Source organism: Sphingomonadaceae bacterium OTU29LAMAA1 (assembly GCA_024072375.1).
In the GTDB taxonomy this organism is placed as follows: domain Bacteria; phylum Pseudomonadota; class Alphaproteobacteria; order Sphingomonadales; family Sphingomonadaceae; genus Sphingomonas.
Window position 1 is genome coordinate 3633719 of the sequence record CP099617.1, and the last position, 22509, is coordinate 3656227.

Annotated in this window: 23 protein-coding genes and 1 tRNA gene; 11 read left to right on the top strand and 13 right to left on the bottom strand. The window is 66.1% G+C overall.

Annotated features, from left to right (window positions below; translation table 11 throughout):
- Positions 1 to 50: 50 nt before the first annotated feature.
- The 4 genes from NF699_17410 to NF699_17425 all read right to left on the bottom strand — a co-directional run bounded on the left by NF699_17410 (position 51) and on the right by NF699_17425 (position 3171).
- Positions 51 to 461 carry a hypothetical protein gene (locus NF699_17410; protein ID USU04786.1) on the bottom strand — a complete coding sequence of 137 codons (411 nt, stop codon included), beginning with the start codon at positions 459 to 461 and terminating at the stop codon, positions 51 to 53.
- Positions 455 to 772: an N-acetylmuramoyl-L-alanine amidase gene (locus tag NF699_17415; GenBank protein USU04787.1), complete on the bottom strand. Its 318-nt coding sequence runs from the start codon at positions 770 to 772 to the stop codon at positions 455 to 457. The genes NF699_17410 and NF699_17415 overlap by 7 nt, the downstream gene beginning before the upstream one ends.
- Before the next feature lie 164 nt (positions 773 to 936).
- Positions 937 to 2142, bottom strand: coding sequence for a mechanosensitive ion channel family protein (locus NF699_17420; GenBank protein USU04788.1), 1206 nt, complete (start codon positions 2140 to 2142; stop codon positions 937 to 939).
- A gap of 12 nt (positions 2143 to 2154) precedes the next feature.
- Positions 2155 to 3171, bottom strand: coding sequence for a DNA topoisomerase IB (locus NF699_17425; protein USU04789.1), 1017 nt, complete (start codon positions 3169 to 3171; stop codon positions 2155 to 2157).
- A gap of 115 nt (positions 3172 to 3286) precedes the next feature.
- Here NF699_17425 and NF699_17430 point away from each other — a divergent pair, with 115 nt between their 5' ends.
- Positions 3287 to 3853, top strand: coding sequence for a DJ-1/PfpI/YhbO family deglycase/protease (locus tag NF699_17430; protein ID USU04790.1), 567 nt, complete (start codon positions 3287 to 3289; stop codon positions 3851 to 3853).
- Positions 3854 to 3929: 76 nt separating this feature from the next.
- Here the strand turns inward: NF699_17430 and NF699_17435 are convergent, their stop codons facing one another.
- Genes NF699_17435 through NF699_17445 form a run of 3 tightly spaced genes read right to left on the bottom strand, consistent with a single transcriptional unit; the run spans position 3930 to position 6547 of the window.
- Positions 3930 to 5024 (bottom strand): acyltransferase, encoded by a 1095-nt coding sequence (locus NF699_17435; protein ID USU04791.1) that lies wholly within the window; start codon positions 5022 to 5024, stop codon positions 3930 to 3932.
- A gap of 19 nt (positions 5025 to 5043) precedes the next feature.
- A complete protein-coding gene (locus tag NF699_17440; protein USU04792.1) occupies positions 5044 to 6402 on the bottom strand; it encodes a DUF5935 domain-containing protein in 1359 nt (452 codons plus the stop codon).
- Entirely contained in the window at positions 6395 to 6547 is a 153-nt protein-coding gene (locus tag NF699_17445) for a hypothetical protein (GenBank protein ID USU04793.1), read from the bottom strand. The genes NF699_17440 and NF699_17445 overlap by 8 nt, the downstream gene beginning before the upstream one ends.
- A gap of 160 nt (positions 6548 to 6707) precedes the next feature.
- Here NF699_17445 and NF699_17450 point away from each other — a divergent pair, with 160 nt between their 5' ends.
- The 4 genes from NF699_17450 (at position 6708) to NF699_17465 (ending at position 11082) form a co-directional block, all read left to right on the top strand.
- Positions 6708 to 7406, top strand: coding sequence for a hypothetical protein (locus tag NF699_17450; GenBank protein USU04794.1), 699 nt, complete (start codon positions 6708 to 6710; stop codon positions 7404 to 7406).
- A gap of 64 nt (positions 7407 to 7470) precedes the next feature.
- Positions 7471 to 8706: a glycosyltransferase, exosortase A system-associated gene (locus NF699_17455; GenBank protein USU04795.1), complete on the top strand. Its 1236-nt coding sequence runs from the start codon at positions 7471 to 7473 to the stop codon at positions 8704 to 8706.
- Entirely contained in the window at positions 8679 to 9398 is a 720-nt protein-coding gene (locus tag NF699_17460) for a hypothetical protein (protein ID USU04796.1), read from the top strand. The genes NF699_17455 and NF699_17460 overlap by 28 nt, the downstream gene beginning before the upstream one ends.
- Positions 9399 to 9510: 112 nt before the next feature.
- Positions 9511 to 11082 (top strand): MFS transporter, encoded by a 1572-nt coding sequence (locus tag NF699_17465; GenBank protein ID USU04797.1) that lies wholly within the window; start codon positions 9511 to 9513, stop codon positions 11080 to 11082.
- 50 nt (positions 11083 to 11132) lie between these two features.
- On the opposite strand, the gene NF699_17470 is transcribed toward NF699_17465, so the two are convergent.
- Together NF699_17470 and thpR are read right to left on the bottom strand one after the other, a co-directional pair.
- The gene (locus tag NF699_17470) at positions 11133 to 11669 is read right to left on the bottom strand and encodes a superoxide dismutase family protein (GenBank protein USU04798.1); all 537 of its coding nucleotides are present in this window, start codon (positions 11667 to 11669) and stop codon (positions 11133 to 11135) included.
- Positions 11670 to 11691: 22 nt separating this feature from the next.
- Complete coding sequence (gene thpR / locus NF699_17475; protein ID USU04799.1) at positions 11692 to 12258, bottom strand: RNA 2',3'-cyclic phosphodiesterase; 567 nt, start codon at positions 12256 to 12258, stop codon at positions 11692 to 11694.
- A gap of 133 nt (positions 12259 to 12391) precedes the next feature.
- Between thpR and NF699_17480 the strand changes: the two genes are divergently transcribed.
- The 4 genes from NF699_17480 to NF699_17495 all read left to right on the top strand — a co-directional run bounded on the left by NF699_17480 (position 12392) and on the right by NF699_17495 (position 15187).
- On the top strand, positions 12392 to 13132 hold the full coding sequence (locus tag NF699_17480) for a Bax inhibitor-1/YccA family protein (GenBank protein USU04800.1): 741 nt from the start codon (positions 12392 to 12394) through the stop codon (positions 13130 to 13132).
- 81 nt (positions 13133 to 13213) lie between these two features.
- The gene (locus NF699_17485) at positions 13214 to 13993 is read left to right on the top strand and encodes a transglutaminase family protein (protein USU04801.1); all 780 of its coding nucleotides are present in this window, start codon (positions 13214 to 13216) and stop codon (positions 13991 to 13993) included.
- 77 nt (positions 13994 to 14070) lie between these two features.
- On the top strand, positions 14071 to 14346 hold the full coding sequence (locus NF699_17490; protein ID USU04802.1) for a hypothetical protein: 276 nt from the start codon (positions 14071 to 14073) through the stop codon (positions 14344 to 14346).
- A 283-nt stretch (positions 14347 to 14629) separates the two neighbouring features.
- The gene (locus NF699_17495; protein ID USU04803.1) at positions 14630 to 15187 is read left to right on the top strand and encodes a hypothetical protein; all 558 of its coding nucleotides are present in this window, start codon (positions 14630 to 14632) and stop codon (positions 15185 to 15187) included.
- Between the two features lie 13 nt (positions 15188 to 15200).
- Here the strand turns inward: NF699_17495 and NF699_17500 are convergent, their stop codons facing one another.
- The 3 genes from NF699_17500 to NF699_17510 form a co-directional block, all read right to left on the bottom strand.
- A complete protein-coding gene (locus tag NF699_17500; protein ID USU04804.1) occupies positions 15201 to 15947 on the bottom strand; it encodes an extensin family protein in 747 nt (248 codons plus the stop codon).
- Entirely contained in the window at positions 15947 to 16693 is a 747-nt protein-coding gene (locus NF699_17505; GenBank protein USU04805.1) for an NUDIX domain-containing protein, read from the bottom strand. The genes NF699_17500 and NF699_17505 overlap by 1 nt, the downstream gene beginning before the upstream one ends.
- 62 nt (positions 16694 to 16755) lie before the next feature.
- Positions 16756 to 16831, bottom strand: a tRNA-Ala gene (locus tag NF699_17510).
- A gap of 244 nt (positions 16832 to 17075) precedes the next feature.
- Between NF699_17510 and NF699_17515 the strand changes: the two genes are divergently transcribed.
- Positions 17076 to 18248 (top strand): DUF2171 domain-containing protein, encoded by a 1173-nt coding sequence (locus NF699_17515; protein USU04806.1) that lies wholly within the window; start codon positions 17076 to 17078, stop codon positions 18246 to 18248.
- Between the two features lie 110 nt (positions 18249 to 18358).
- Positions 18359 to 19348 (top strand): NADP-dependent oxidoreductase, encoded by a 990-nt coding sequence (locus NF699_17520; GenBank protein USU04807.1) that lies wholly within the window; start codon positions 18359 to 18361, stop codon positions 19346 to 19348.
- Between the two features lie 151 nt (positions 19349 to 19499).
- On the opposite strand, the gene NF699_17525 is transcribed toward NF699_17520, so the two are convergent.
- A complete protein-coding gene (locus tag NF699_17525; protein ID USU07143.1) occupies positions 19500 to 22259 on the bottom strand; it encodes an Rne/Rng family ribonuclease in 2760 nt (919 codons plus the stop codon).
- Between the last annotated feature and the right edge of the window lie 250 nt (positions 22260 to 22509).

Below are 22509 nucleotides of genomic sequence, written 5' to 3' on the forward strand. Positions count from 1 at the left end.
GGGCAGCAGCGCGAGCCGGGAGACGCTCGCGCCTGCTGCTCTCGCGGGCGCTACCAGCGGAACGGAAGGGTCCGACAGTCGGCGCAGAACAACAACAATCGGCTACGCCCGCGGATCAGCGTGCCGACGCGGAGTTGCTCGATCGTCCAGCGCCCTCTGCTGCCGTCGGTAAAGGTTACCGTCCCGGATGCCTGACACGGCGAACGATCCAGCGTGGCATCGGCCGCCACGGGATCGACCCGCTTGGCGGTCATCAGGAAACGTCGAACCTGAGGCGCGGATGGCCTGAAGCTGCCGCACGAGATACGGTCGCCGTCTTCGGCATACGCGCGATGGCCGACGCGGGAGACGACGAGCGTGCGGATGGCAGGCAATCTGCTGGCGCAAAGCGGCGGCACCTGCTCCGTTCCGACCGTGCATGCGCCATGTGCCGCCAACGCCGCAAGTAACAGACCTACCATCGCGCCGTACTCGCCTCTGACGGTGTTTTTCGCGACAACTGCGGATGGCGGAACACGTCCGTCATCTGGACGCGGAAGGTCTGCGCCAACTCGCCTACCAGCCACTTCAAAGCGGCGTTCCGGGCTTCCGTCGTCGTGACGAAGATGCCTGTCTTAGTCGACACCTCCCCCACCAACTCTATGCCGATGCTATCCCTGTTAGCAGGATATCGTGCAGGATGCGCCTTTTTCATCTCCAGGAGGCTTTCCGTAATCGATGAAAACTTGGCATACCGCGTCATGCCGACGGGCGAGCAATCATGATCGGCCAAGCACCGTGCTTCCAACTTACCGACCCGTTGGTGAGTATGGCAGCGATGCATTCTGATAGATCGTATCATCCTTGTCGACCAAGACATACTTCTCGAACGTTCTACGAATACATAGCTTTGGTGGCCAGAACAACTGGTCAGTCATGGCATTGCCGCAGTCCTGGTCACTCCTTCACACCGGCTTCCGCTTTCACCGGCACTGCATAGGGCATCACCAGCTTCCCGTCCGGCGCGGCGGTGTAGGTCGTCTGAGTCGGGTAGGGGATGCTGATGCCTTCGCTAGCGAAGCGGGTCATGATGCTGACCATGATGCGATCGCGCATCGGGTGGGCGGTGGCCCAGTCGTCGCCGGGAATGTCGAACTGAAGCGCAAAGTCGAGGCTGGAGGCGCCGAAATTCTCGAAGCCGCTGCGGGCGACCTTGCCGCCTTCCGCCTCGACGATCTCCTTCAGCATGTCGGGAATACGGGCGAGGGTTTCCGGGGGTGTCTCGTATGCGGCGCCGATCATGAAGCCGATGCGGATATGGTCGCGGACGCTGGTATTCTGGATTTCCTTGTCGAGCAGTTGCTTGTTACTGATGACGCGCAACTCGCCGGTGAAGGCGCGGATGCGGGTGCTTTTCAGGCCGATCGATTCGATGACGCCGCTGGTGGTGCCGTAGCTGATCTTATCACCGCGGCGGAACGGGCGGTCGAAGATGATCGCGAGCGCCGCGAACAGGTCGCCGAAGATGCCCTGCGCCGCCAGACCGATGGCGATGCCGCCGACGCCGAGGCCGGCGATCAGGCCGGTGACGTTGACGCCGAGATTGTCGAGCACGACGACCAGCGCGACCGCGAACAGCGCGACGGTGACGAGCAGGCGGATCAGGCCCATCGCCGACAGCAATGCCTCGCCGCTGTAATGTTCGCTGCTGGTACGATGTTCGATCGCGCCGAGGATCAATTCGCGCGCCCAGATCGCCGCCTGGAACACCGAAGCGACGGTCCACAGGAAGTTGACGGTGGTCGCGACCTGGCTGGGGGCGCCGGCGTAACCGACGACCAGCTTGGCGGCGAGCATGACGATGAAGAAGTTGTTGGTGCGGGTGATCGCGCGGCCGACGATCGTACCCCAGCCGCGGCGGGGGATGCCCGCCACGCCGTCACCGCTGCCGAGTGGTTTGCCGCAGAGGCGCTCCCCCAGCTTGCGCAGGCCGTGTAACGCGACGACGATGATCGCGCCGATTCCGAACGCGATCAGGATCTGCAACCAGTGCGTATGCAACCAGACCTCGCTGGCGACGTACAGGTCGCCGATCTGGTTCTGCACGTTGTCGGCGTCGAAGATTGGCGCCTTGGCGGCGGCGGTGGTGGTGTTGCTAGCCATGAATACTCTTTGTCAGGCGGCCGCCTTCATGTCCGGCAGCGTCGCGGGCGTACCGGCTTCGAGGAACGCGATGAGGCCGCGTTCTTCGCGGCTGAGGTAACGGGCGGAGCGCGGCAGGCGCAACGCCTTGCGGAATGTGCTCTGGCCCTGTTTCACAAGCGCGATGAGCGCGGGGTGAACGTAGCTTTTGCGCGCGATGGCGGGGGTGTTGCCGAGGCGCTCGACCACCGGTTCCAGCAGCGCTTTCAGGCTGAGGTCCGCCTCGGCCTTCGCCAGCGCCTCGAACGCGGTGACGCTGGCGCCCCAGGTGCGGAAATGCTTGGCGGTGAAGTCGGCGCCGCTCGCGCGCTTGATGTAGTCGTTGACATCGGACGAGGTGACCGGATGCGCGTCTCCGTCGGCATCGACCCAGGCGAAGAGGTGCTGTTCGTCGAGATCCTGCATCTTCTTCACCGTCGCGGCGAGGCGTTTGTCGGTGACCTTCATGTCCCGTTCCTTGCCCGACTTGCCCTTGTAGCGGAGCTTGAGCGTGTCGCCGCGGACCGTGCCGTGTTCCTTGCGCAATGTGGTGGCGCCGTAGCTCTCGTTCGCTTCGACATAGGCTTCGTTGCCGACGCGAATGTGGCCGATGTCGAGCAGGCGGACGACGGCGGCGATCGCGCGGTCCTTGTGCAGGCCGCGCGAGGCGAGGTCTTCCTCGACCCGGGCGCGGACCTTGGGCAGGCAATGGCCGAAGTCGGCGCATTTTTCGTATTTCGCCGCCTCCTGCGCCTCCCGGAAGCCGGTGTGGTAGCGATATTGCTTGCGGCCCTTCTCATCCCAGCCGACCGCCTGGATGTGGCCGTTCGGCTTCGGACAATACCAGGCGTCGCGATAGGCGGGCGGTAAACCGACAGCGTTCAGGCGGTCGATCTCGTCGCGATCGGTGATGCGGTCGCCATTCGGAGCATAATAGGCCCAGCCGTTGCGCACCTTCTTGCGGGTGATCCCGGGTTTCGAATCGTCGCAATAGGTGATCCGCGTTGCCACTCGGCGCTTCCTTGTCAGCAGGTGATCCGAAAATGCGCGGGGAGGCCGGTGTGTTCCGGAACGGGCGGGTGCGGGCGGGGGTTGAGGCGAGGTATCCCCACAGGAGTGAAACGACATGGCCGATCTATCCGACGCGCGCGTGCTAATGCTGGCGACCGACGGGTTCGAGCAGGACGAACTGTTCAAGCCACGGCAGGCGTTGCTGGATGCGGGTGCCAAGGTGACGCTGGCATCGATCAGGACCGACGCGATCACCGGCGTGATCAACGACAGCGACAAGGGCGAGAGCATCACGCCGGACCTGACGCTGGATGACGTCGACACGGACGATTACGACGCGCTGGTGCTGCCGGGCGGGGTGGGCAACCCCGACAAGATGCGGTTGCAGGAGCGCGCCGTCGAGATCGTCACGGAGTTCATGGAAGATGGCAAGATCGTCGCAGCGATCTGCCATGCGCCATGGCTGCTGGTCGAGGCGGACGTGGTCGACGGGCGGCGGGTGACGAGCTGGCCGTCGGTGCGGACCGATCTGGAGAATGCCGGCGCGGATGTCGTCGACGAGCAGGTCGTCGTGGACGAGAATCTGATCACCAGCCGCAAGCCGGACGATATTCCGGCGTTCAATGCCGCGATCATCGCGGCGCTGGAGGAAGAGTTGGCGGAGGAAAGCGAGGACGCCTGACGTCTGGCCAATTCCTGCTGAGGCGGGGAGGTGGGCCGTGCCGCTCGTAACCGCACGTCGCTTGCCTCCCCCTCCGTCAGCCTTCGGCGGCCGCCTCTTCCTTGCGGGGGAGGAACCGGCGTTGGTTGATCCACCGCTGCGCGGGTCGCTCGGTGCCGTGGTAGAGTGCGATCGAGGCGGCAAGCACCAGCGCGAGGTACAATGCGATCAGGGCCGGCGACAGCGACTGGCTGGAGAGCGGGAGTTTGAAGGCTTTCCAGATCAGGAAGTGCGACAGGTAGGTCGCGTAGCTGATCTCGCCCAGATAGTGGATCGTACGGCCTTCGAGCAGATGGTGTTTGCGGCCCGAGGTCAGCGCGAGCGACAGCAGCAGCGCAGCGAAGGTTGCGGGCGCTGCCAGGGTTTCGGGGGTGCCGAGAATCCAGGCGGTGATCGCCAGAGCCGTCGCCGTTAGCGCCAGGGGCGTCTGCGAACTTAGAGATCTCTGGATTTGAGGGGCGCCGGTTGCATCTTCGTGTTCCCGCGTTCGCAGGAACACCGTGGCGATGATCGTGCCTACGGCGAATTCGATGAGGCAGCGGATCAGGCCATAGCGGGGGATGTTCTCGCCGAGCGAGGGTGCGCCGTTCATGGCGACGTGCAATGTCAGGAACAGCGCCGCTACGATGCAGATCAGCGCCGTCGTCGGTAGCTTGCGCCAGTCGACGGTCAGGACCAGCAGCGGGAACAGCAGGTAGGCGGCGAGTTCGCAGCTGATCGACCAGGAGGGATCGTTCCAGCGGAGGGTGTCGGTGAACCCCCAGTTCTGGACGAGCAGGACGTGCAACGGCAGTTCCGCAAAGGGGAACGCCGGATCGTCGCGCCCTGTCGCCCGCAGCACCAGCGCCAGCGCTACCGCGGCGGTCAGCATGACCGCGTGCAGCGGCCAGATACGCGCGACGCGCTTTTGCAGGAAGCGCGGGATCGCGCCGGGCGTGCGGAAGCGGTCGTGCCATGTCAGCCAGATGACGAAGCCGGACAGCAGAAAGAAGAAATCCACCGCGAGATAGCCCTTGGCGAAGGCCGCTTCGATCGCAGGCGGGAGTCCGGCCATGCCGCCGCGGATGTGGTAGAGGACGACCAGCCATGCCGCGAGACCCCGCACGCTGGTGAGGACGCGGAGTTCGGTCATCGCGCGTGGCGTCCAATGCTCACGCCGCCGCCGCTTCCGGCATGCGCGCCTTGCGCATCGGCACCTGCGCCGTTTCGCTCCGCCGCCGCGCCAGATACGAATCGAGTCCGATCTGCGCGCCTATGAGCATGTAGACGAACGGCTGGAAGGCGATGGCGATGAAGGCCGCGCCGAGCAGGTATACGAGATGCGCGGTTTGCAACGCGGCCGCGAGCGGTCCGGCCCAGCCGAATTCTCCTTCCGGGTCGCGGTAGCGGCGGCGCAATATCTCCATGCGGACCAGGCCGATCAGGCTGATGGCCAGCCACAGCGCGAGGCCCATATAGCCCTGTTCGCCGAGCATTTCGAAATAGGCGCTGTGATAGCCGCGCGCCTTGTCCGTCACCGCCTGATCGGTGACGCCGGGGGCGGGGCCCGCGCCGGCGACCTTCTTGATCTCGTAGCGGATGCGGTTGCCGCGATACGCCTCGAATCCGCCACCGAACGGATGCGCCTTGGCGTAGTCCATCGTCCACTGCCACACGGCGAGGCGGGTGGAGGCGGATTCGTCGGCGTCGTGGCTCTTGATCGTGCTCATCCGGTCGGTGAAGGTCGCCGGCAGGAACGGCACCGCGACCAGCCCCGCCGCCGCGATCAGCGACACGTACAGGACCTTGCGCTTGGCGTTGCGCAGCGACAGCAGCGCGACGAGCACGGTGCACAGGGTGCCGGTGCGCGTCGACGTGCCGATCGGGATCAGCAGGCACGCGAAGATGAGGCACAGGCAAAAGCCCTTCACCTTCCAGTCGGGCGGAAAGATCGTGCCGTAGCGCATGAACCACGCGATCAGCGGTACGATCGCGATCGCGACGGTGGAGATCGTGCTGCCTTCGTACAGCCCGGAGTTGTTGTTCACCATCAGATCGAGCTGGCCGTAACCGCCGCCGCCCGCCGCGGTCTTGATCCCGCCGACGATGATGATCGATGCCGCCGACAGGATCATGAACAGCAGCAGCGCCTCGATCCGCAGTCGCGTCCGCAGGGTGAGCGGCAGGAAGGCGGCGAAGGCGAGGCATTTCCACACCCAGTCCCATTTGTCCTTGGCATCGAGCGGGAAGTCCGCGCCTGCGGTCGTGCCCCAGCAATACAGCAGCAGCAGCACGATGAGGCCCTGCCGCGGGGTGAAGCGGCTGTCCGACTTGTCGTCCATCAGCAGCCAGCCACCGACCGCCATCGCGACCGCGATCAGCGAGATCGGCACGGTGTTGAGCAGGATATAGGTCAGCCGCTGGGGCGAGACGATGTCGATATAGACATAGGCCAGCACCAGGATGAACGGCCGTCGCAGCCCCATCCCGAAGATCGCGGCGAGGAAGGCGACGAAGACGAGATCACGCACCGGGCGGCGGGTCCAGCGGCATGGCTTTCGCGCGCCAGTGGCGCGGCGGCGGGGATTCAGCGTCGAGATCGGGCCGCTTGAGCAGCAGCCATGCCGCGAGCAGCATGAGCCCGTGGGTGAGGCCCAGCGACAGATTGTCGATCATGGTGTCGCCGCGCTCCTTTCCCGGTGTCGGGCGGATGTAGGGGGAGAGGGGTTGATGCGGCGTTAAGTGGAACAGCTTCCCTGCGTCGATGCCCCGCCGGATCGTTGCGTACGTCGTAACGCCGATCTAGCCATTGGTGCGAGAACATGGGGAGGGCGACATGCGAATCGAACCGGGGCTGGTGGCGATCGGGGCATTGGCATTCGGTGGCCTGCAGGACCAGCCTTCCCCTGTCGCCGCGCCGGGCAACATGCAGGATGGCCAGATCGTCGTCATCGCCCCCGACGACGCCGGTATCGACACGCGCGGACCGGTGCCTGTGCTGCGGGGCGGAGAATGGCGGTTCGAACGGAGCGGGCAGCTGGGCAGGGGCGAGTCCAGCAACGAGGCGGTGCAGCGGATACCCGGTGCCGGTGGTAGCCCTCGCCGGTTCGGGTTTTCCGTCTGCCTGCCCGACGACAGTCTGGAGGCTGCGCTCCAGCGGCTCGCCGGCGATCGATCCACCATGCCCAACCCCAGCCAGTTTTGCGGACGGTTGCGAGTGGACGCGGGCAAGGGGCGCATCGGCGGGCGGCGTACCTGCCAGCTGCCAAGTCGGCAGATCGGCACATCGCACAGCAACCTGAACCTGCGACTGAGCGGGCGTTACGATGCGCGCGCGATGACGATCAACGTCTATGCGGAGGAACAGACCGACGGGATTGCGGAGGGGCAACGCGTGCCGCGGCCCGCGACCTATAGCTGGAGGGTCGGCGCGCGACGCGTCGGACATTGTCCCGGCACCGGCGGCACGGTGCGGTCGCTGGACGAGGCCGCAGACCTGCTGTTCGTCCCCGGGGCGGACGGTAGCGGCATCTGAACGCGACGGTCGGCGTTCCCACGGTTGACGGCCTATTAAGCCGTGTCATGTCACAGCGTTGCCCATGCGGATTCTTCATGTTCTGGACCATGGCCTGCCTTTGCAGAGCGGCTACACCTTTCGCACCCGCGCGATCCTGAAGGCGCAGGAGCAGCGGGGCTGGCACGTGGCGGCGGTGACCGGGCCGCGGCAGGGCATGACGGCGGATGCGGTGGAATCGGTGGACGGGCTGACATTCCACCGAACGCGGGCGACGTTGAAGAGCGGTGCGTTCGGAGAGCTGGCGGGGATCGCGGCGTTTGCGCGGCGTATCGATGCCGCGGTCGAATCGTTCCGGCCGGACATCCTGCACGCGCATTCGCCCGTGCTCGACGCGCTTGCGGCCTATCGCGTGGCGCGGCGGCGCGGGTTGCCTCTGGTCTATGAAATCCGTGCGTTCTGGGAGGATGCGGCGGTCGGCAACGGGACCGGCACCGAAGGGTCGGTCAAATATCGCGCAACGCGGGCGATGGAGACATGGGCGGTACAGCGCGCCGATGCGGTGGCGGTGATCTGCGAAGGCTTGCGCGGCGACCTGATCGCGCGCGGGGTAGCGGCGGACAAAATCGTGGTCTCGCCCAACGGCGTCGATCTGACCGTGTTCGGCGAGCCCGTGCCACGGGATGACTCGCTGGCGCGCGATCTGGGGCTGGAGGACGCCGAGACGATCGGTTTCATCGGCAGCTTCTACGATTACGAGGGGCTCGACGATCTGATCGCGGCAATGCCGGCGCTGGTCGCGGCGCGGCCGAAGGCGCGGTTGCTGTTGGTCGGCGGCGGGCCGATGGAGGCGGCATTGCGGGCGCAGGCGGCGGCATCGCCGGTGGCCGGAGCGATCCGCTTCGTCGGGCGGGTGCCGCATACCGAGGTAGAACGTTATTATGCGCTGGTCGACGTTCTGGCCTATCCGCGCAAGCACATGCGGCTGACGGATCTGGTGACGCCCTTGAAGCCGCTGGAAGCGATGGCGCAAGGCAAGCTGGTCGCGGCGTCCGACGTCGGCGGACATCGCGAATTGATTCGCGACGGCGACACCGGCACGTTGTTCAGGCCTGACGACCCGGCGGCGATCGCGAGCGCGCTGGCGGGATTGCTGGCGGATCGCAGCGGCTGGGATGCCCGTCGGGCGCGGGGGCGGGCGTTCGTCGAGGCGGAGCGTAACTGGTCGTCAAACATTTGTCGTTACGAGCCAATTTACCAGCGGCTGACATCGGCCGCGACAGTGGATGGATCATGGCAGCGTTCACCAGCCAGTATTTGAAGCTCCCCCGCCCGGGCATGACGGCGGCGGCCCATTGGGTCGCACCCGTGGGCGGAACCGTGGCCGCGGTCCTTGCGGCGGCGACATTCCTGCTCGTGCCGCAAGCCCTGCTGGAAAGCTGGGTATGGAGTAGCGGTCTGCCGGCGCTGATCGCCGCGGCAGAGCCGCCGCTCGGTACGACCGCGCGTGCGGTGCTGGCGCTCGGCGTGGGGGCACTTGCTGCCGCGGTGACCTGGTCCGCGCTGTTCCTGATGTTCGGGCCCGACGGCCTGCTCGCGCCGAAGCCGGTCGCCGAAGAGGGCGTGCCGATATTGCGACGGGCCGATGCGCATCCGGACGCGCCGGCGCGCAAGCCCCTGTCCGCCGCCGATCTGGGTGCTCCCTTGCCACCGCCGCAGGTCGAGGTTGCAGGGGAGCCGATGCCAGCACCGCCGCCACCGCCGGTGATGCAGCCGATCCCGGTCGACCTCGATATGCCTTTGTCCGCCTTCCATCCCGGTGCGTTGCCGGACGTGCCGCGCGAGCCCGTTCGCCCCGTCGCGCCGTTGCGTCCGCCGGTGGCGCTGGAGCAGGGCGAGCGCATCGCCACCGTCCAGTTGCCGCGATCACCGGCGGAATCGACGACCGCTCCCTCGATCGAGGCGCTGCTGAAGCGGCTGGAACACAGCACGCGACGGCCGTTGCGCGCCTGACGGGCCGGCGGTCCCGTCGATCGGGCTGCGGTTTAGAATATCGGGTATCGTTTTCGGGCTTACCGCCCCGCCGTGCCTCTGTTAGCCTTCGGCCAAACAGACGGAGAGGATGATGGCCGACCCCACATTGCCCGGGCTTGCCGGGGGCGAGCAGAAGGCATCACGGTATGCCTGGTACGTGCTCGGCATCCTGTTCGTCGTCTATGTCCTGAACTTCATCGACCGGCAGGTGATCTCGATCCTGGCGGAGGATATCAAGCGCGACCTGAACCTGAAGGACGAGGATCTGGGGTTCCTGTACGGGACCGCGTTCGGCGTATTCTACGCGCTGTTCGGAATCCCGCTGGGGCGGCTGGCGGACAGCTGGCATCGGGTGCGGCTGATGACACTGGGGCTGGCGCTATGGTCGTCGATGACCGCGCTGTCCGGCTTTTCCCGCACCGGCGGTCAACTGGCTGCGGCTCGGATCGGCGTCGGCATCGGCGAGGCGACGGCGAGCCCGTCGGCCTATTCCCTGATCTCGGACTATTTCCCCAAGCGGCTGCGCGCCACCGCGCTGTCGATCTATTCCGCCGGGCTGTATGTCGGTGGCGGCGTGTCGCTGTTCATCGGCGGGCTGATCGTACAGGGCTGGAACAACGCCTATCCGGGCGGTGGGCCGTTCGGGCTGGTCGGGTGGCAGGCGGCGTTCCTGGCGGTCGGTGCGCCGGGACTGATCGTGGCGCTGTGGATCGCGACGCTGCGCGAGCCGGTTCGCGGGTTGGTCGAGGGGCTGCCGGAGCCCGAGAAGCACCCGGCGCCGTTTCGCGCGTTTTTCGAGGAATTGCTGACGATCATCCCGCCGTTGACGCTGATCGGCGCGGCGCGGGGTGGTGCGCGTGCGCTGATGATCAACCTGACCGGACTGGCGGCGGTGGTCGCGGTGGTGGCGCTGCTGATCGGGCTGGGCGAACCTAAACCGCAGTGGCTGGCGGTCGGGACGGGCGTCTATGCGGTGTTTTCCTGGGCCTGTGCGCTGAAGCGGCGCGATCCGCCGACGTTCGCGCTGATCGTCGGCACTCCGGCGTTCCTGTGCACGGTAGTGGCCTATGGGCTGAATTCGTTCCTGAGCTATGCCGCCAGCTTCTGGGGCGCCCCCTATGTCTTGCGCGAACTGGGTGAGACGCCGGCGCGCGCCGGCCTGCTGCTGGGAAGCAGCGGCGCGCTGTCGGGATTCCTGGGGCTGACCATCGGCGGGATCGTTGCCGATCGGCTGCGGCGGACCGACCCGGCGGGGCGGCTGATCGTCGTGATCTTCGGCGCGAGCGTTCCGGTGCCGTTCCTGATCGGGGCGTTCACGGCGAGCAGCGTCTGGGTGTTCTACCCGTGCCTGTTCCTCGCCGGCCTGACCGCGAGCGGGGCATTGGGTTCGGCGGCGGCGACGACGCAGGATCTGGTGTTGCCACGCATGCGGGGAACGGCGACGGCGACCTTCTTCATCGGCACGACGCTGATGGGGCTGGCGATGGGGCCGTATCTGGCCGGGCGGATATCGACGCTGTCCGGCAGCCTGTCGGTAGGCATGCTGTCGCTGCTGCTGGCGATGCCGATCACGCTGACCTGTGCGATCGCGGCATACCGGCTGGTGCCGAAGGCCGAGGCATCACGGGAGGCGCGGGCGCGGGCTGCGGGCGAGCCTATCTGAAGGCGAACCGGTGTTCCTGCGGGTGCGGGAACACCGGAAGGCCGCCGGGGTCAGGCGGCGCCGAATACGCCGCACGCGATGCGGCCACCGCTATTGCCGGACGGATCGGTCATCAGATCGTCCGGGCCGGCATGCACCACGATCGCCGATCCGTCCGCATCCAGCAGCCCGGCCATCGTCGCGCCGGGGACGGTGATGCCGAGCGTACCGCGCCCGTCGGTGCCGATGATAAGATTGGGCAGGTCGCCCTCGTGCGGCCCTTGCGGGTTCATCGTACCGTGCTTTGTAGCGGTCGGGTTCCAATGGCCACCGGCAGTGGTGAAGTCCGGCCCGTCGCAGCGGCCGACGGTGTGGACATGCGCACCATGCGTACCGGCGGGCAGGCCCTTTACGTCCAGCGTATAGCGGATGCCGCCCGCGACTTCGGTGGCGGAGGCGCGCCCGGCATCGATGCCCGTGCCGGTCTTCAACATCGCGGTCGCACGCGCGCCGCCCTCGGTCGGCGATCCGACGGCGACCTCCTCCGACTTGGTGCAGGCGGCAAGGGCCAGCGAGGACAGGCCGGCGAGGACGAGAATGGCGCGCATGATGGAAACTCCCTGATTCACATTACGAACCCGTCATGACGGCTGCCGGTTCCAGCGACCAGCGGGCGACCGGTTGGTAGCTGGCGCCGCTGCGGCCGAGATGGCTTTGATAGAGCAGGATGTGGGGCATCGCGAACAGCGGGCCGGTCAGGCCGGCATGCACTGCGAGCCAGCCCTCAATTTCCGGCATCATGCCTGCGCTGCGCGGCAGGCGGGCGAGGGTGATATGCGGCAGATATGCGCGACGCTCCGGCGGCAGGCCGGCGCGGACGCAGGCCTGATCGACCTTGCGGGCGAGATGATGGAGCGCATCGGTGGGGGCGAGGCCCGCCCATAGCGTATCGGTGCGCCCCTTGTGCGCGAACCGGTCGACGCCGGCGATCCGCACGGTCGGCGTTTCCGCATGGATCGCGGCGAGCGCGGCTGCGATATCCTCCGCCTGCGGGCGATCGACCTCGCCGATGAAGCGCAACGTGCAATGGAGTTGTTCGTCATCCTGCCACCGGGCATGCGGCACGCCGCCCATGGTCGCCGCCAGCAAGCGGCGGATACCGGGTGGCGGACGGAGCGCGACAAACAGGCGTAACATGATGAATGCGAAGCCCTTTGTAATGTTCTGTTGCTTTGGAACGCGACCCTAGCCGGTTTCGCTTGAAAAGGGACGGGTCGAGGCCGATATTTCAGCTATCCGACATCAGGTCGGAAAAGGAGTTCTGGATACCATGGCAAACTGGTCTGACCCCCGGCCGAGCGCCGCGCCGTTCGGGGCTTCACGCGCCGATGCAGCGCGTAGCGGCGCGTACGACGCGGGTCTGCGTTCGTACATGCTGTCTGTCTACAATTACATGGGCTCGGGCGTTTTGCTCACGGGCATCGTCGCCCTGCTGTTCGCGACCTCCGGCGCGGCACAGGCGGTGTTCGCCAATGGCGCGCTGCGGATGATCCTGATGCTGGCACCGCTCGGCATCGTGTTCGCGATGAGCTTCGGCCAGGGCCGGATGAAGACGGCGACGCTGCAACTGTTGTTCTGGGCCTTCGCGGTCCTGATGGGCCTGTCGCTCTCGACGATCTTCCTCGTCTATAGCGGTACGTCGATCGCGGGTGCGTTCTTTGCGACGGCGGCGGGCTTCGCCGGTCTGAGCCTGTACGGCTACACGACGAAGAAGGATCTTTCGGCCTTCGGCACCTTCCTGATCGTCGGTCTGGTCGGGCTGATCGTCGCGAGCCTGATCAACCTGTTCCTGCAGTCGGGCGTCATGAGCCTCGTCATCAGCGCCGTCGGCGTGCTGATCTTCGCCGGCCTTACCGCCTATGACACGCAGCGGACGAAGAGCCTGTATTTCGAAGTCGCGGGCACGGACATGGTCGGCAAGGCCGTCATCATGTCGGCATTGTCGCTGTACCTCGATTTCATCAACATGTTCCTGTTCGTCCTTCGCCTGTTCGGCGCCTCGCGCGACTAATCAGGAAGGCGAGCGTTACCTGTCATGAGCCCGGTGGCCGATGCCGCCGGGCTCTTTCTTTTGCCTGAAGGATCGGTGCCGATGCGGCTCTCCATTGCCGTCGACCTGGATTACGCGATCATCGGGCAGCCGGCGGACGTGTTGTTGCAGATCGAGGCGGCCGCGATGCCCGATCAGCGGATCGTCGCCGAGGCGCTGACGGTCTGGAGCGACAATCCGGTCGCGGCCGTGCGGGGCGAGGACGGGATCGGGCAGCGATGCTGGATCCGCGCCGAGAACTGGCTGAAGGCGGAATATCGCGCCACCGTCGAGGTCGAGCGGGAGCCGGTCGATCTCGCGTCCTTGCCGCCGACGTCGGTCAGGGCGCTCGACGGCGCGCTGGTGCCGTATCTGTTGCCGAGCCGCTATTGCCAGTCCGACCGGCTGGAAGGATTCGTCCGTCGTGAATTCGGCGGGCTGGAGGGCGGAGCGCTGGCAAGCGCGCTGAGCGAGTGGGTGGCGGAATCGCTGCAATATCGATCAAACGCCAGCAGTGGCGAAACGACGGCGCTGGACACCTTTGCCAGCCGTTCGGGCGTGTGCCGCGATTATGCGCATCTGCTGGTCGCGCTGGCGCGGGCCGGCGAGATCCCGGCGCGGTGCGTTGCCGCTTATGCTCCGGGTGTCGATCCGCCCGACTTCCATGCGGTGGCCGAGCTGTGGCTGGATGGCGCGTGGCGGTTGGTGGATGCGACTCAGATGGCGCCGGCGGAATCGATCGCCCGCGTCTGCGTCGGCCGCGATGCGACTGATATCGCGTTCATGACGGTATTCGGCGAAGCCCAATTCGTCCGGCAGGATGTTCGCGTTGCACAGGTCTGATCCGGCCTGCCGATGACGGCAGGAACGGAAACGTTCGAGCAATCGTTCTCTCCCTGTAATCACAGGAGGGTGTCACTATGACCGGTATCGACGAAAAGGCGCTGGACAGCCTGTCGGTCGCGCCGAACGCCGGCAATCAGGAGCGCGACCCGCGCCAGGATGCCGGCCAGGACAAATCGATCAACAAGCGGCTGGAGAAGAATCCGGAAAGCTCGGACGCGCGGCTCGATGCCGGGCTGGACCAGTCGATGGACGCGAGCGATCCGCCCTCGTCGACGCAGCCCGTACACAGCAACGGGCCGGCTCCGTCGTCGGGATATGACGAGGAGGCGGAACGCGCCCGTCAGGGGTAATCCGTTCGGTCGTTATCACCAAGCGGCGGTCCCGGGAGGGGCCGCCGTTTTCGTCGGTGGTCCCGGCTATCGATATTGGCCGGCGCAGCATTGTTGCTAGCCGGCCGCCGCGAGCGTCCATTGCGACCAATCGTATTCGCTCCGTCGCATCGATGTTGCGGTGCAACAGCTTTCGTGATGCATTTGTGACGTCGAACCGTGGCCGGGATGAGAGCGTTAAGCTGCCCGTTAACCATCCTGTGCCATAGTGCGATCGAGTTCACTGGGGTGGGGTGTAACGATCATGGGTGCCAAGATGAGACCGGCCGAAGGCGCGATGACGCTGTCCGAGATGAAGGAGTTCGCAGGCTTTCCGAGCTCGACGCAGCGCTACATCCGGCGCAGCCTCGATATCGGGCTCGACCGCGACGATGCGATGGCGCGCTGGTCGCGCGACGTGGTCGAGGCGGCGAGCATCCGGGCGCAGGCGCGGCTGTACCGATCGCTGCCCGAACTGCGGCAGATGGTGCCCGACGATTCGGACCTGGGTGCGGTGGCCCCGTTCCTTGCGCCATTGATCACGCTGGTCGGGTTCGATCTGGGGCAGGGGCGGCTGACCACCTTTTCGGCGTTCCGCTTCCTGTACGAACGGTTGATCGGTGCGGAGTCGCGACCGTGGTTGCCGAGCGCATTCTGTGCGGCGGCGGCGTTGCCGCACCTGCACCCCGAATTGCGGCGCAAGCTGTTGCAATCGATCAGCGAAGCCGCGGCCACCGCGTCGGGATGGTCGAACCGGCAGCCTGCATTCTTCCCGCACTGGGTGGAAAAGGTCGACAACGGGTCGGCGGCATTGCCGAACTGATCAGCATGCTGCGCTAACGGCAGGCTCGCCATCCCATGCTGCCGCGGTTCGCCTGATCGAGGTGCAGGTGATCGCGGTGGGCGGCGTTATAGTCGGGCGACAGCGTCGTCGCGAACAGATCGCAGGCGCCATCGCGTATGTCGTGCAAAAACGCGGCTTTGGCGTCGTCGCCGCGCCAGTCCCCCACAACGGTGATGCGGGTGCCGTCGGCAAGGCGGAAACCGGCGATGTCGACCGCGTCGGCGGTCGAGTGTTCGCTCCAGTTGCCGGCATCGCGACCGTAGATGCGGCGACAGGAATAGCTGCCGAAATGGTCGATGGCAGTGACGCGGCTGCCAAGATACTTCTGAGCCGCGGGTTGCACGACGTCCCATTCCCACATCGCCAGTGCCGCCGCGACCGGACAGGCGATGCCGAGGTTCGCCGGACGAAAGCCGATGTTGCGCGATCCGCCGTCGGTCAGGCGCACGCCGTCGGCATAGCCACAGCGGTCACCGTCACGCCGTTCGGGCAAGGCGGTGTAGCGCACGCCCGCATCCTTCAGCAGTGCGCGACATTGCGGAAAATCCCCTGTCAGCGCCGTCAGTTTGCGCCCGGTGAAGAGGCCGATCGGTTCGCCGAGCTGTAACGGCGTCCAGGGCATGTCCTGTGGCCGCCCCTTCGCAAACGCCCAGAGCAGGAAGACCGCCGCGCCGATCGCCAGCAATGCGACGATCCAGTCGATCGCGTGGCGTACCGCCCGGATCCAGCGCGCATCCATCAGCCGCGCATGGCCGCGCTCATCGGCTCGGCCGTGATGGGATAGCCCAGGTCGTCGGGGATGCAGAGGTGCGCGACGCCGTCGCGATCCTCGGTAAAGGGGGTGATGGTGCGGACCGGATAGGCGCGGGCATCGGCGACGGCATCGTCATAGTCGGCGTAGAGTGCCAGTCGTTCGAGGTTGCGGCGGGTGGGATAGATGATCGTCACATGGCCCGCATCCGCCTGCGCCAGCAGTTCGGCCGCGCCAGTCCAGATCAGTCGCACATTCTCGGTACGGTCGACGGTGGCGACCGCTTCATCCGGCGCCCTGACGAGGAAGAAGAGCGTGTCGAAGATCCGCATATGCGCGTGCGCCGGCAACCAGCGGGCAAAGGGCACCAGCACGTCGGGGTCGATCGCCAGCCGTTCGTCGGCGAGGATCGCCGCCAGCCCCTCGCCGGCATGCAGTCGCGCCCGGATCGCGACCACCTGCGCCGGCGAAGGTTGCGGGGACAGGCCGATCGCGAGGCCGGCTTCCTCCAGCGTCTCCCGGATAGCGGCGATGCGAGCCGCGCCGTCCTCGCCTGCACCCGATGCTTGAGCCAATATGTGGTCGCCGGGATCGATCCTCCCACCGGGGAACACCATGGCACCGCCGGCGAAGGCCATCGCCTTCGCGCGTTCGACCATCAGCAGTTCGGGCGGTCCGTCCGGTCGATCGCGGAAGATGACGAGGGTCGCTGCGGGAATCGGATCATCGGGCATGTCACGCTATAACGCGCATCGGCACGGTTGGTGACGGATGATCCGGGGAGATTGCGGGGTGGTGGTGGAGCTGAGGGGAATCGAACCCCTGACCTCTGCAGTGCGATTGCAGCGCTCTCCCATCTGAGCTACAGCCCCGCACCCCGACCGGGCAGCGCCCGGAAGCGTCGCCATTAGCGGCCCCGCGAAACCGATGCAACAGGGCTCGATCGGCGGTTCATAAATTCCCCTGCGACCGGCCGCCCGCTGCGCACGACACAAAGTCGTTGCGATCGTTCAACAATAGGAACGAAGCGACGGCTTGACCTTTGTTAACTCAGGAGCAGGGGCGCGCAGCAACGACGCGTCTCGCACCCGCAGGATGTTAATGCAGGAGACGAGCATGGGCTACGAACGCTATCCGCGCGGCACCAATCCGCAGAGCGACTATTACGGGCGCACCGATCCGCAGGACTATGGCCGCGACTACGGCTCCGGCCGTGATTACAACTATTCGAGCGCGCGCGACTATCAGGCCGCAGGGCAGTCCGGCGATCGCGATCGTCAGGGCTATGGCGCGCGCGAATACGGCAACCAGGGCTATGGCCAGCGCGACCAGTATCAGCGCGGTGCCGAAGACGGCCGTGGTCGTTACGGCGCAGGCAGCGGGTACGATCGCGACGACCGGCAGGATCGCGGCTACGGGCGGTCCGAACACGGCTATGGCGAGCATAGCCGTTACGGCGCAGATGCGGGCGGTGGCCAGAGCCGCGAATATCACGGCAGCTACGGATCGGGCAGTCGCCGGTTCGAGGATCATGGTCGCTACGCCCATGCCGACGACGATAATTACCGCAGCGGCAATCGCGACCGGCAGCAGGCTTATGGGCGATCGCAGCAGCAGGGATATGGGCGCCAGCCGCAGGGCTACGACTATGAGGACCGCGGCTTCTTCGCGCGGGCAGGAGACGAGGTCCGGTCGTGGTTCGGCGACGAGGATGCCGAGCGTCGACGCGAGTTTGATTCGCGGATGGACGACCGGTACGACAACGATCGCGACAACGACTATCACAGCTGGCGCCGCGGGCAGATCCAGTCGCTGGATCGCGACTACGACGAATACCGCCGCGAGAACCGTTCGAAGTTCGAGAGCGAGTTCGGATCGTGGCGCTCGACGCGCCAGACCCAGCGTGATTCGCTGAACAAGGTCGAAGAGCATATGGACGTCGTCGGCAGCGACGGCGAGCATGTGGGCACGGTCGACAAGGTGCGTGGCGACCGTATCCTGCTGACCAAGAACGATGCGGATGCGGGCGGTCGCCACCATTCGATCCCGTCGAGCTGGCTGCAGTCGGTCGACAGCAAGGTGACGCTGAGCAAGTCGGCCGCCGATGCCAAGCGGGCGTGGCGCGACGAGGAGCGCAATCAGGCGATGTTCGGCGACGAGGGCAACGATCGTTCGCGATACGGACTGGGCGGAAGCCAGTCGTCGTCTACGACGAGCGGTCAGTCGTCGGCCAGCAGCACGTCCGGCGATGGCAAGACCCTGAACAAGAGCTTTTCGGGCACCTATTAAGGCGCGGGAGACGTGAAGCGAAAGGCCCGGGGCAATGCCCCGGGCCTTTTTCGTTGCAGACTGCAACTGACATCGTCAGGTTGCGGGTACATCAGAACAGGAGAGCGAGAATGGCACGTGCATGGAGCCTGAAGTCCCGGCCGCAGGGGATGCCGACGATGGACAATTTCGAGTTGGTCGATCTCGGCACCCGCGACCTGAAGGATGGCGAGATCCGCGTCGCCAACAGCTGGCTATCGGTCGATCCGTACATGCGCGGACGGATGAACGACGTGAAGAGTTACACACCACCGTTCGAACTCGGCTCACCGATGCAGGGTGGCGCGATCGGCAAGGTGATCGAGAGCCGCTCCGATACGTACAAGGAAGGCGAGATGGTCCAGCATTTCGCCGGCTGGCGTGACGAAGCGGTGCTGCCCGCCGATCAGGCCCAGTCGCTGCCGCAACTCGACGTCGATCCGCAAGCCTATCTGGGGCAGCTCGGTATGCCGGGGATGACCGCCTATTTCGGACTGCTGGAGGTTGCAGGCGCAAAAGAGGGCGACACGGTGTTCGTGTCCGCTGCGGCCGGCGCGGTCGGATCGACGGTGGTGCAGATCGCCAAGGCCAAAGGCTGCCGCGTGATCGGTTCGGCCGGCGGCGCAGAGAAGTGCGCCTGGGTGGAATCGTTGGGTGCCGATGCGGTGATCGATTACAAGAGCGGAACGCCGGTGGTGAAGGCGCTGGGAGAGGTCGCCCGGACCGGGATCGACGTATACTTCGACAATGTCGGCGGTGAGCATCTGGATGCGGCCCTGGCGCACGGCAATCAGGGTGCGCGCTTCGCGATCTGCGGGATGATCGACGTCTACAACAGCGGCAAGGCGACCGAATTGCGGTATCTTGCGCGGCTGATCGGCATGCGGATGCGGGTGCAGGGCTTCATCGTCAGCGACTACATGGATCGCGCGCCCGAGTTCTATCGCGACATGGGGGGCTGGCTGAAGGACGGCAAGCTGAAGCGCAACGAGACGGTGTTCGACGGACTGGATGCGATGCCGGATGCGTTCCTCGGCCTGTTTACCGGGGGGAACACGGGCAAGATGTTGGTGCGGGTGTAAGGATGGCGAGCGCCGGGTCGCAATGATCGCGTGCGGTGCCCGGCATTCCGGAAGTGGTGACTGGTAACAGTTCGGTCATCGCGACGGCAGAATCCGCTCACAAAGAAAAACCCCTCCCGCTCGAGTGAGCGGGAGGGGTTTTCGTATCAGCTCATGCGCCGAAGGTGCGTTGCCACCAGCCGCGGCGGGGAGCTTCGCCGTCTTCGGGGGCCGTATCGTCGGCGTCGGCCGGAGCGGTGCCGTCCTGCGCAACTGCCAATGTCGATTCCGGCTGTGGGACAGGTTCCGCTACCGGTGCCGCGACCGTTTCCACCGGAGCGGCCTCGGTAGCCGCGGCGGGCTTGCGAGTGCGGCGGCGCTTGGGCTTCTCCTCGGCGGCGGGCGCTTCGGTCGGGGCTTCGACGACAGGCGCCGCTTCCTCGATCGCGGCGGCAGGGGGCGCCTTCTTGCGGGTGCGCTTGGGCTTGATGGCCGGGGCCTCCGCTTCGGTTGCAGGTGCCTCGGCCGGGACCGGCGCTTCGGCGGCCGGAGCCTCCACCGCAGGCGACGCGGCGCGCGCGCGCGGTCGGCGGCGGGTCTTGGGTGCTTCTACAGGAGCTGCGTCCTCGACCGCGACCGGTGCGGGCGCGTCGAGGCCGGTGGTGACCGGACCGGCATCGCCGGCTTCGGCGATCGGTTCGAGCTCCACGGCGTCGGCCTCGACATCGTCGGCCGACAGCTGCGGTTCCGTCGTGCCGTCGTTGCCTTCGGTCTGATCCCCCGCCTGACGACGTCCGCCGCGACGACCGCGACGACCGCGACGACGACGGCCTTCGCCTTGCGGCTGTTCGCCAGCGAATTCGGCGGTGTCCGCCTCGTTGCCTTCGATCGCCTCCGGCTCGTCGCCTTCGCCGGTGTCGGCCTCGACGGCGTCGCTTTCGACACCGGCATCGTCCTGCACCGTCTCGCCGTTCTCGTCCTTGCGACCGCGACGACCGCGACGACGGCGGCGACCACGACCGCGGCCTTCACCCTCGCCACGATCTTCGCGTTGCTCGGGACGGCGGCCGCCTTCGCGACGGGGCAGTTCCTCCGCCTCCTCGACGATCTCTTCCTCTTCCTCGTCCTCGATCTCCTCGGGGACGTCGTCGTAATCTTCCTCGATCAGCGCCTCGATCCTGGGGGCGTAGGCGGGCGGCGGTCCGGAGACCTCGACCGACATGCGGGCGCCCTCTTCCTCGCGATCGGGGATGATCTCGACCTGCACGCCGTAGCGATCCTCGATCTCGGCGATGTCGGCGCGCTTGCGATTGAGCACGTAGATCGTCGCTTCCTGCGAAGCGCGCAGCGTGATGAGCGAGCCGCGACCGCGTGCGGCCTCATCCTCGATCATGCGCAACGCGGACAGGCCGGCTGACGATGCGGTGCGGACCAGACCGGTGCCCTCGCAATGCGGGCAGGCGCGGGTGGAGGCTTCGAGTACGCCCGTGCGCAGGCGCTGACGGCTCATCTCCATGAGGCCGAACGACGAGATGCGACCGACCTGAATGCGGGCGCGATCGTTCTTCAGCGCCTCCTTCATCGCCTTCTCGACCTTCCGGACATTGGAATTGTTGTCCATGTCGATGAAGTCGATGACGACGAGGCCGGCCATGTCGCGCAGCCGCAATTGGCGCGCGATCTCATGCGCGGCTTCGAGGTTGGTCGCAGTCGCGGTCTGCTCTATATTGTGTTCGCGGGTCGAACGGCCCGAATTGATGTCGATCGACACCAAAGCTTCGGTCGGATTGATGACCAGATAGCCGCCCGATTTCAGCTGCACGACCGGATGGTACATCGCGGCGAGCTGATCCTCGACGTGTGCGCGCTGGAACAGCGGCACCGCGTCGGCGTATTGCTTGATGCGCCGGCCGTGGCTGGGCATCAGCAGTTTCATGAATTCCTTGGCGTGGAGATAGCCTTCCTCGCCCTCGACGATCACCTCGTCGATATCCTTGTTGTAGATGTCGCGGATCGCGCGCTTGATCAGGTCGCTGTCGCCGTAGATCAGTGCCGGCGCGGCCGAACCGAGCGTGGCTTCGCGGATGCCGTCCCAGAGGCGGGCGAGATAATCGAAGTCGCGCTTGATCTCGACCTTGGTGCGCTGGAGGCCCGCGGTGCGGACGATGCAGCCCATCGACGGCGGCAGCTGCATGTCGGCCATGATCGACTTCAGGCGCTTGCGGTCGGACGCATTGCTGATCTTGCGGCTGATCCCGCCGCCGTGCGACGTATTGGGCATGAGCACGCAGTAGCGACCGGCAAGCGACAGATACGTGGTCAGTGCCGCGCCCTTGTTGCCGCGCTCTTCCTTGACGACCTGCACCAGCAGCACCTGACGGCGGCGGATGACGTCCTGAATCTTGTAGCGGCGGCGCAGGTTCATGCGGCGCTGGCGCAGCGCCTCGACCTGGTCGTCGTTCGCGGTGCGCGGCTTCTTCGAGGTGCCGTCCGACGTGCCTTCGTCGCCGTTGGCCTCGTCGTGCTCGGCGTCATCGTCGTGATGGTCGGCGTCGTCGAAATCGTCATGCTCGTCGTCATGATGATCACCGTCATGGTCGGCGTGATCGTCGTCATCGCCGTCATGTTCCGCACGCAGCGCGGCTTCCTCGGCGGCATGCTCGGCTTCTTCGCGGAGCAGCGCGTCGCGGTCTTCCTTCGGGATCTGATAGTAATCCGGGTGGATTTCGCTGAACGCCAGGAAGCCGTGGCGATTGCCGCCGTAATCGACGAACGCCGCCTGCAGCGACGGCTCGACGCGCGTCACCTTGGCGAGGTAGATATTCCCCTTGAGCTGTTTGCGCTCGGCACTCTCGAAATCGAACTCTTCGATCCGGTTATTCTTGACGACGGCGACCCGGGTTTCTTCCCGGTGGCGTGCGTCGATCAGCATACGCGTGGTCATTGAAATGTCTCCGCGCGCGTGGCGCTCCAGCGGGTGGCCCTGACAGGACCGGTCCGGAGGGCGCGCATGCGCATTGATAAAGCGCGCCGGGCAATCCGGCGCGTATGTATGGCAAAGATGCGTCTGCTCGCCCGGCACATCGGGGGGCTCGGCCCTCCCACACGTTCGACACGCCGCCGGCCGAAGCCGGGCGGTGTCGAACGTTGGAAAAGTGCGTCATGCGAGCGTCAACCTGGTT

What these genes read in the sequence shown, in the direction of transcription:
- NF699_17480 (USU04800.1), top strand. Translation starts at nt 12,392, where the DNA reads ATGGCAAACTGGTCTGACCCCCGGCCGAGCGCCGCGCCGTTCGGGGCT.
- NF699_17515 (USU04806.1), top strand. Translation starts at nt 17,076, where the DNA reads ATGGGCTACGAACGCTATCCGCGCGGCACCAATCCGCAGAGCGACTAT.
- NF699_17525 (USU07143.1), bottom strand. Translation starts at nt 22,259, where the DNA reads ATGCTGATCGACGCACGCCACCGGGAAGAAACCCGGGTCGCCGTCGTC.
- NF699_17520 (USU04807.1), top strand. Translation starts at nt 18,359, where the DNA reads ATGGCACGTGCATGGAGCCTGAAGTCCCGGCCGCAGGGGATGCCGACG.
- NF699_17420 (USU04788.1), bottom strand. Translation starts at nt 2,142, where the DNA reads ATGGCTAGCAACACCACCACCGCCGCCGCCAAGGCGCCAATCTTCGAC.
- NF699_17495 (USU04803.1), top strand. Translation starts at nt 14,630, where the DNA reads ATGGGTGCCAAGATGAGACCGGCCGAAGGCGCGATGACGCTGTCCGAG.
- NF699_17465 (USU04797.1), top strand. Translation starts at nt 9,511, where the DNA reads ATGGCCGACCCCACATTGCCCGGGCTTGCCGGGGGCGAGCAGAAGGCA.
- NF699_17455 (USU04795.1), top strand. Translation starts at nt 7,471, where the DNA reads ATGCGGATTCTTCATGTTCTGGACCATGGCCTGCCTTTGCAGAGCGGC.
- NF699_17445 (USU04793.1), bottom strand. Translation starts at nt 6,547, where the DNA reads ATGATCGACAATCTGTCGCTGGGCCTCACCCACGGGCTCATGCTGCTC.
- NF699_17410 (USU04786.1), bottom strand. Translation starts at nt 461, where the DNA reads ATGGTAGGTCTGTTACTTGCGGCGTTGGCGGCACATGGCGCATGCACG.
- NF699_17460 (USU04796.1), top strand. Translation starts at nt 8,679, where the DNA reads ATGGCAGCGTTCACCAGCCAGTATTTGAAGCTCCCCCGCCCGGGCATG.
- NF699_17430 (USU04790.1), top strand. Translation starts at nt 3,287, where the DNA reads ATGGCCGATCTATCCGACGCGCGCGTGCTAATGCTGGCGACCGACGGG.
- NF699_17450 (USU04794.1), top strand. Translation starts at nt 6,708, where the DNA reads ATGCGAATCGAACCGGGGCTGGTGGCGATCGGGGCATTGGCATTCGGT.
- NF699_17435 (USU04791.1), bottom strand. Translation starts at nt 5,024, where the DNA reads ATGACCGAACTCCGCGTCCTCACCAGCGTGCGGGGTCTCGCGGCATGG.
- NF699_17485 (USU04801.1), top strand. Translation starts at nt 13,214, where the DNA reads ATGCGGCTCTCCATTGCCGTCGACCTGGATTACGCGATCATCGGGCAG.
- thpR (USU04799.1), bottom strand. Translation starts at nt 12,258, where the DNA reads ATGTTACGCCTGTTTGTCGCGCTCCGTCCGCCACCCGGTATCCGCCGC.
- NF699_17500 (USU04804.1), bottom strand. Translation starts at nt 15,947, where the DNA reads ATGGATGCGCGCTGGATCCGGGCGGTACGCCACGCGATCGACTGGATC.
- NF699_17505 (USU04805.1), bottom strand. Translation starts at nt 16,693, where the DNA reads ATGCCCGATGATCCGATTCCCGCAGCGACCCTCGTCATCTTCCGCGAT.
- NF699_17470 (USU04798.1), bottom strand. Translation starts at nt 11,669, where the DNA reads ATGCGCGCCATTCTCGTCCTCGCCGGCCTGTCCTCGCTGGCCCTTGCC.
- NF699_17490 (USU04802.1), top strand. Translation starts at nt 14,071, where the DNA reads ATGACCGGTATCGACGAAAAGGCGCTGGACAGCCTGTCGGTCGCGCCG.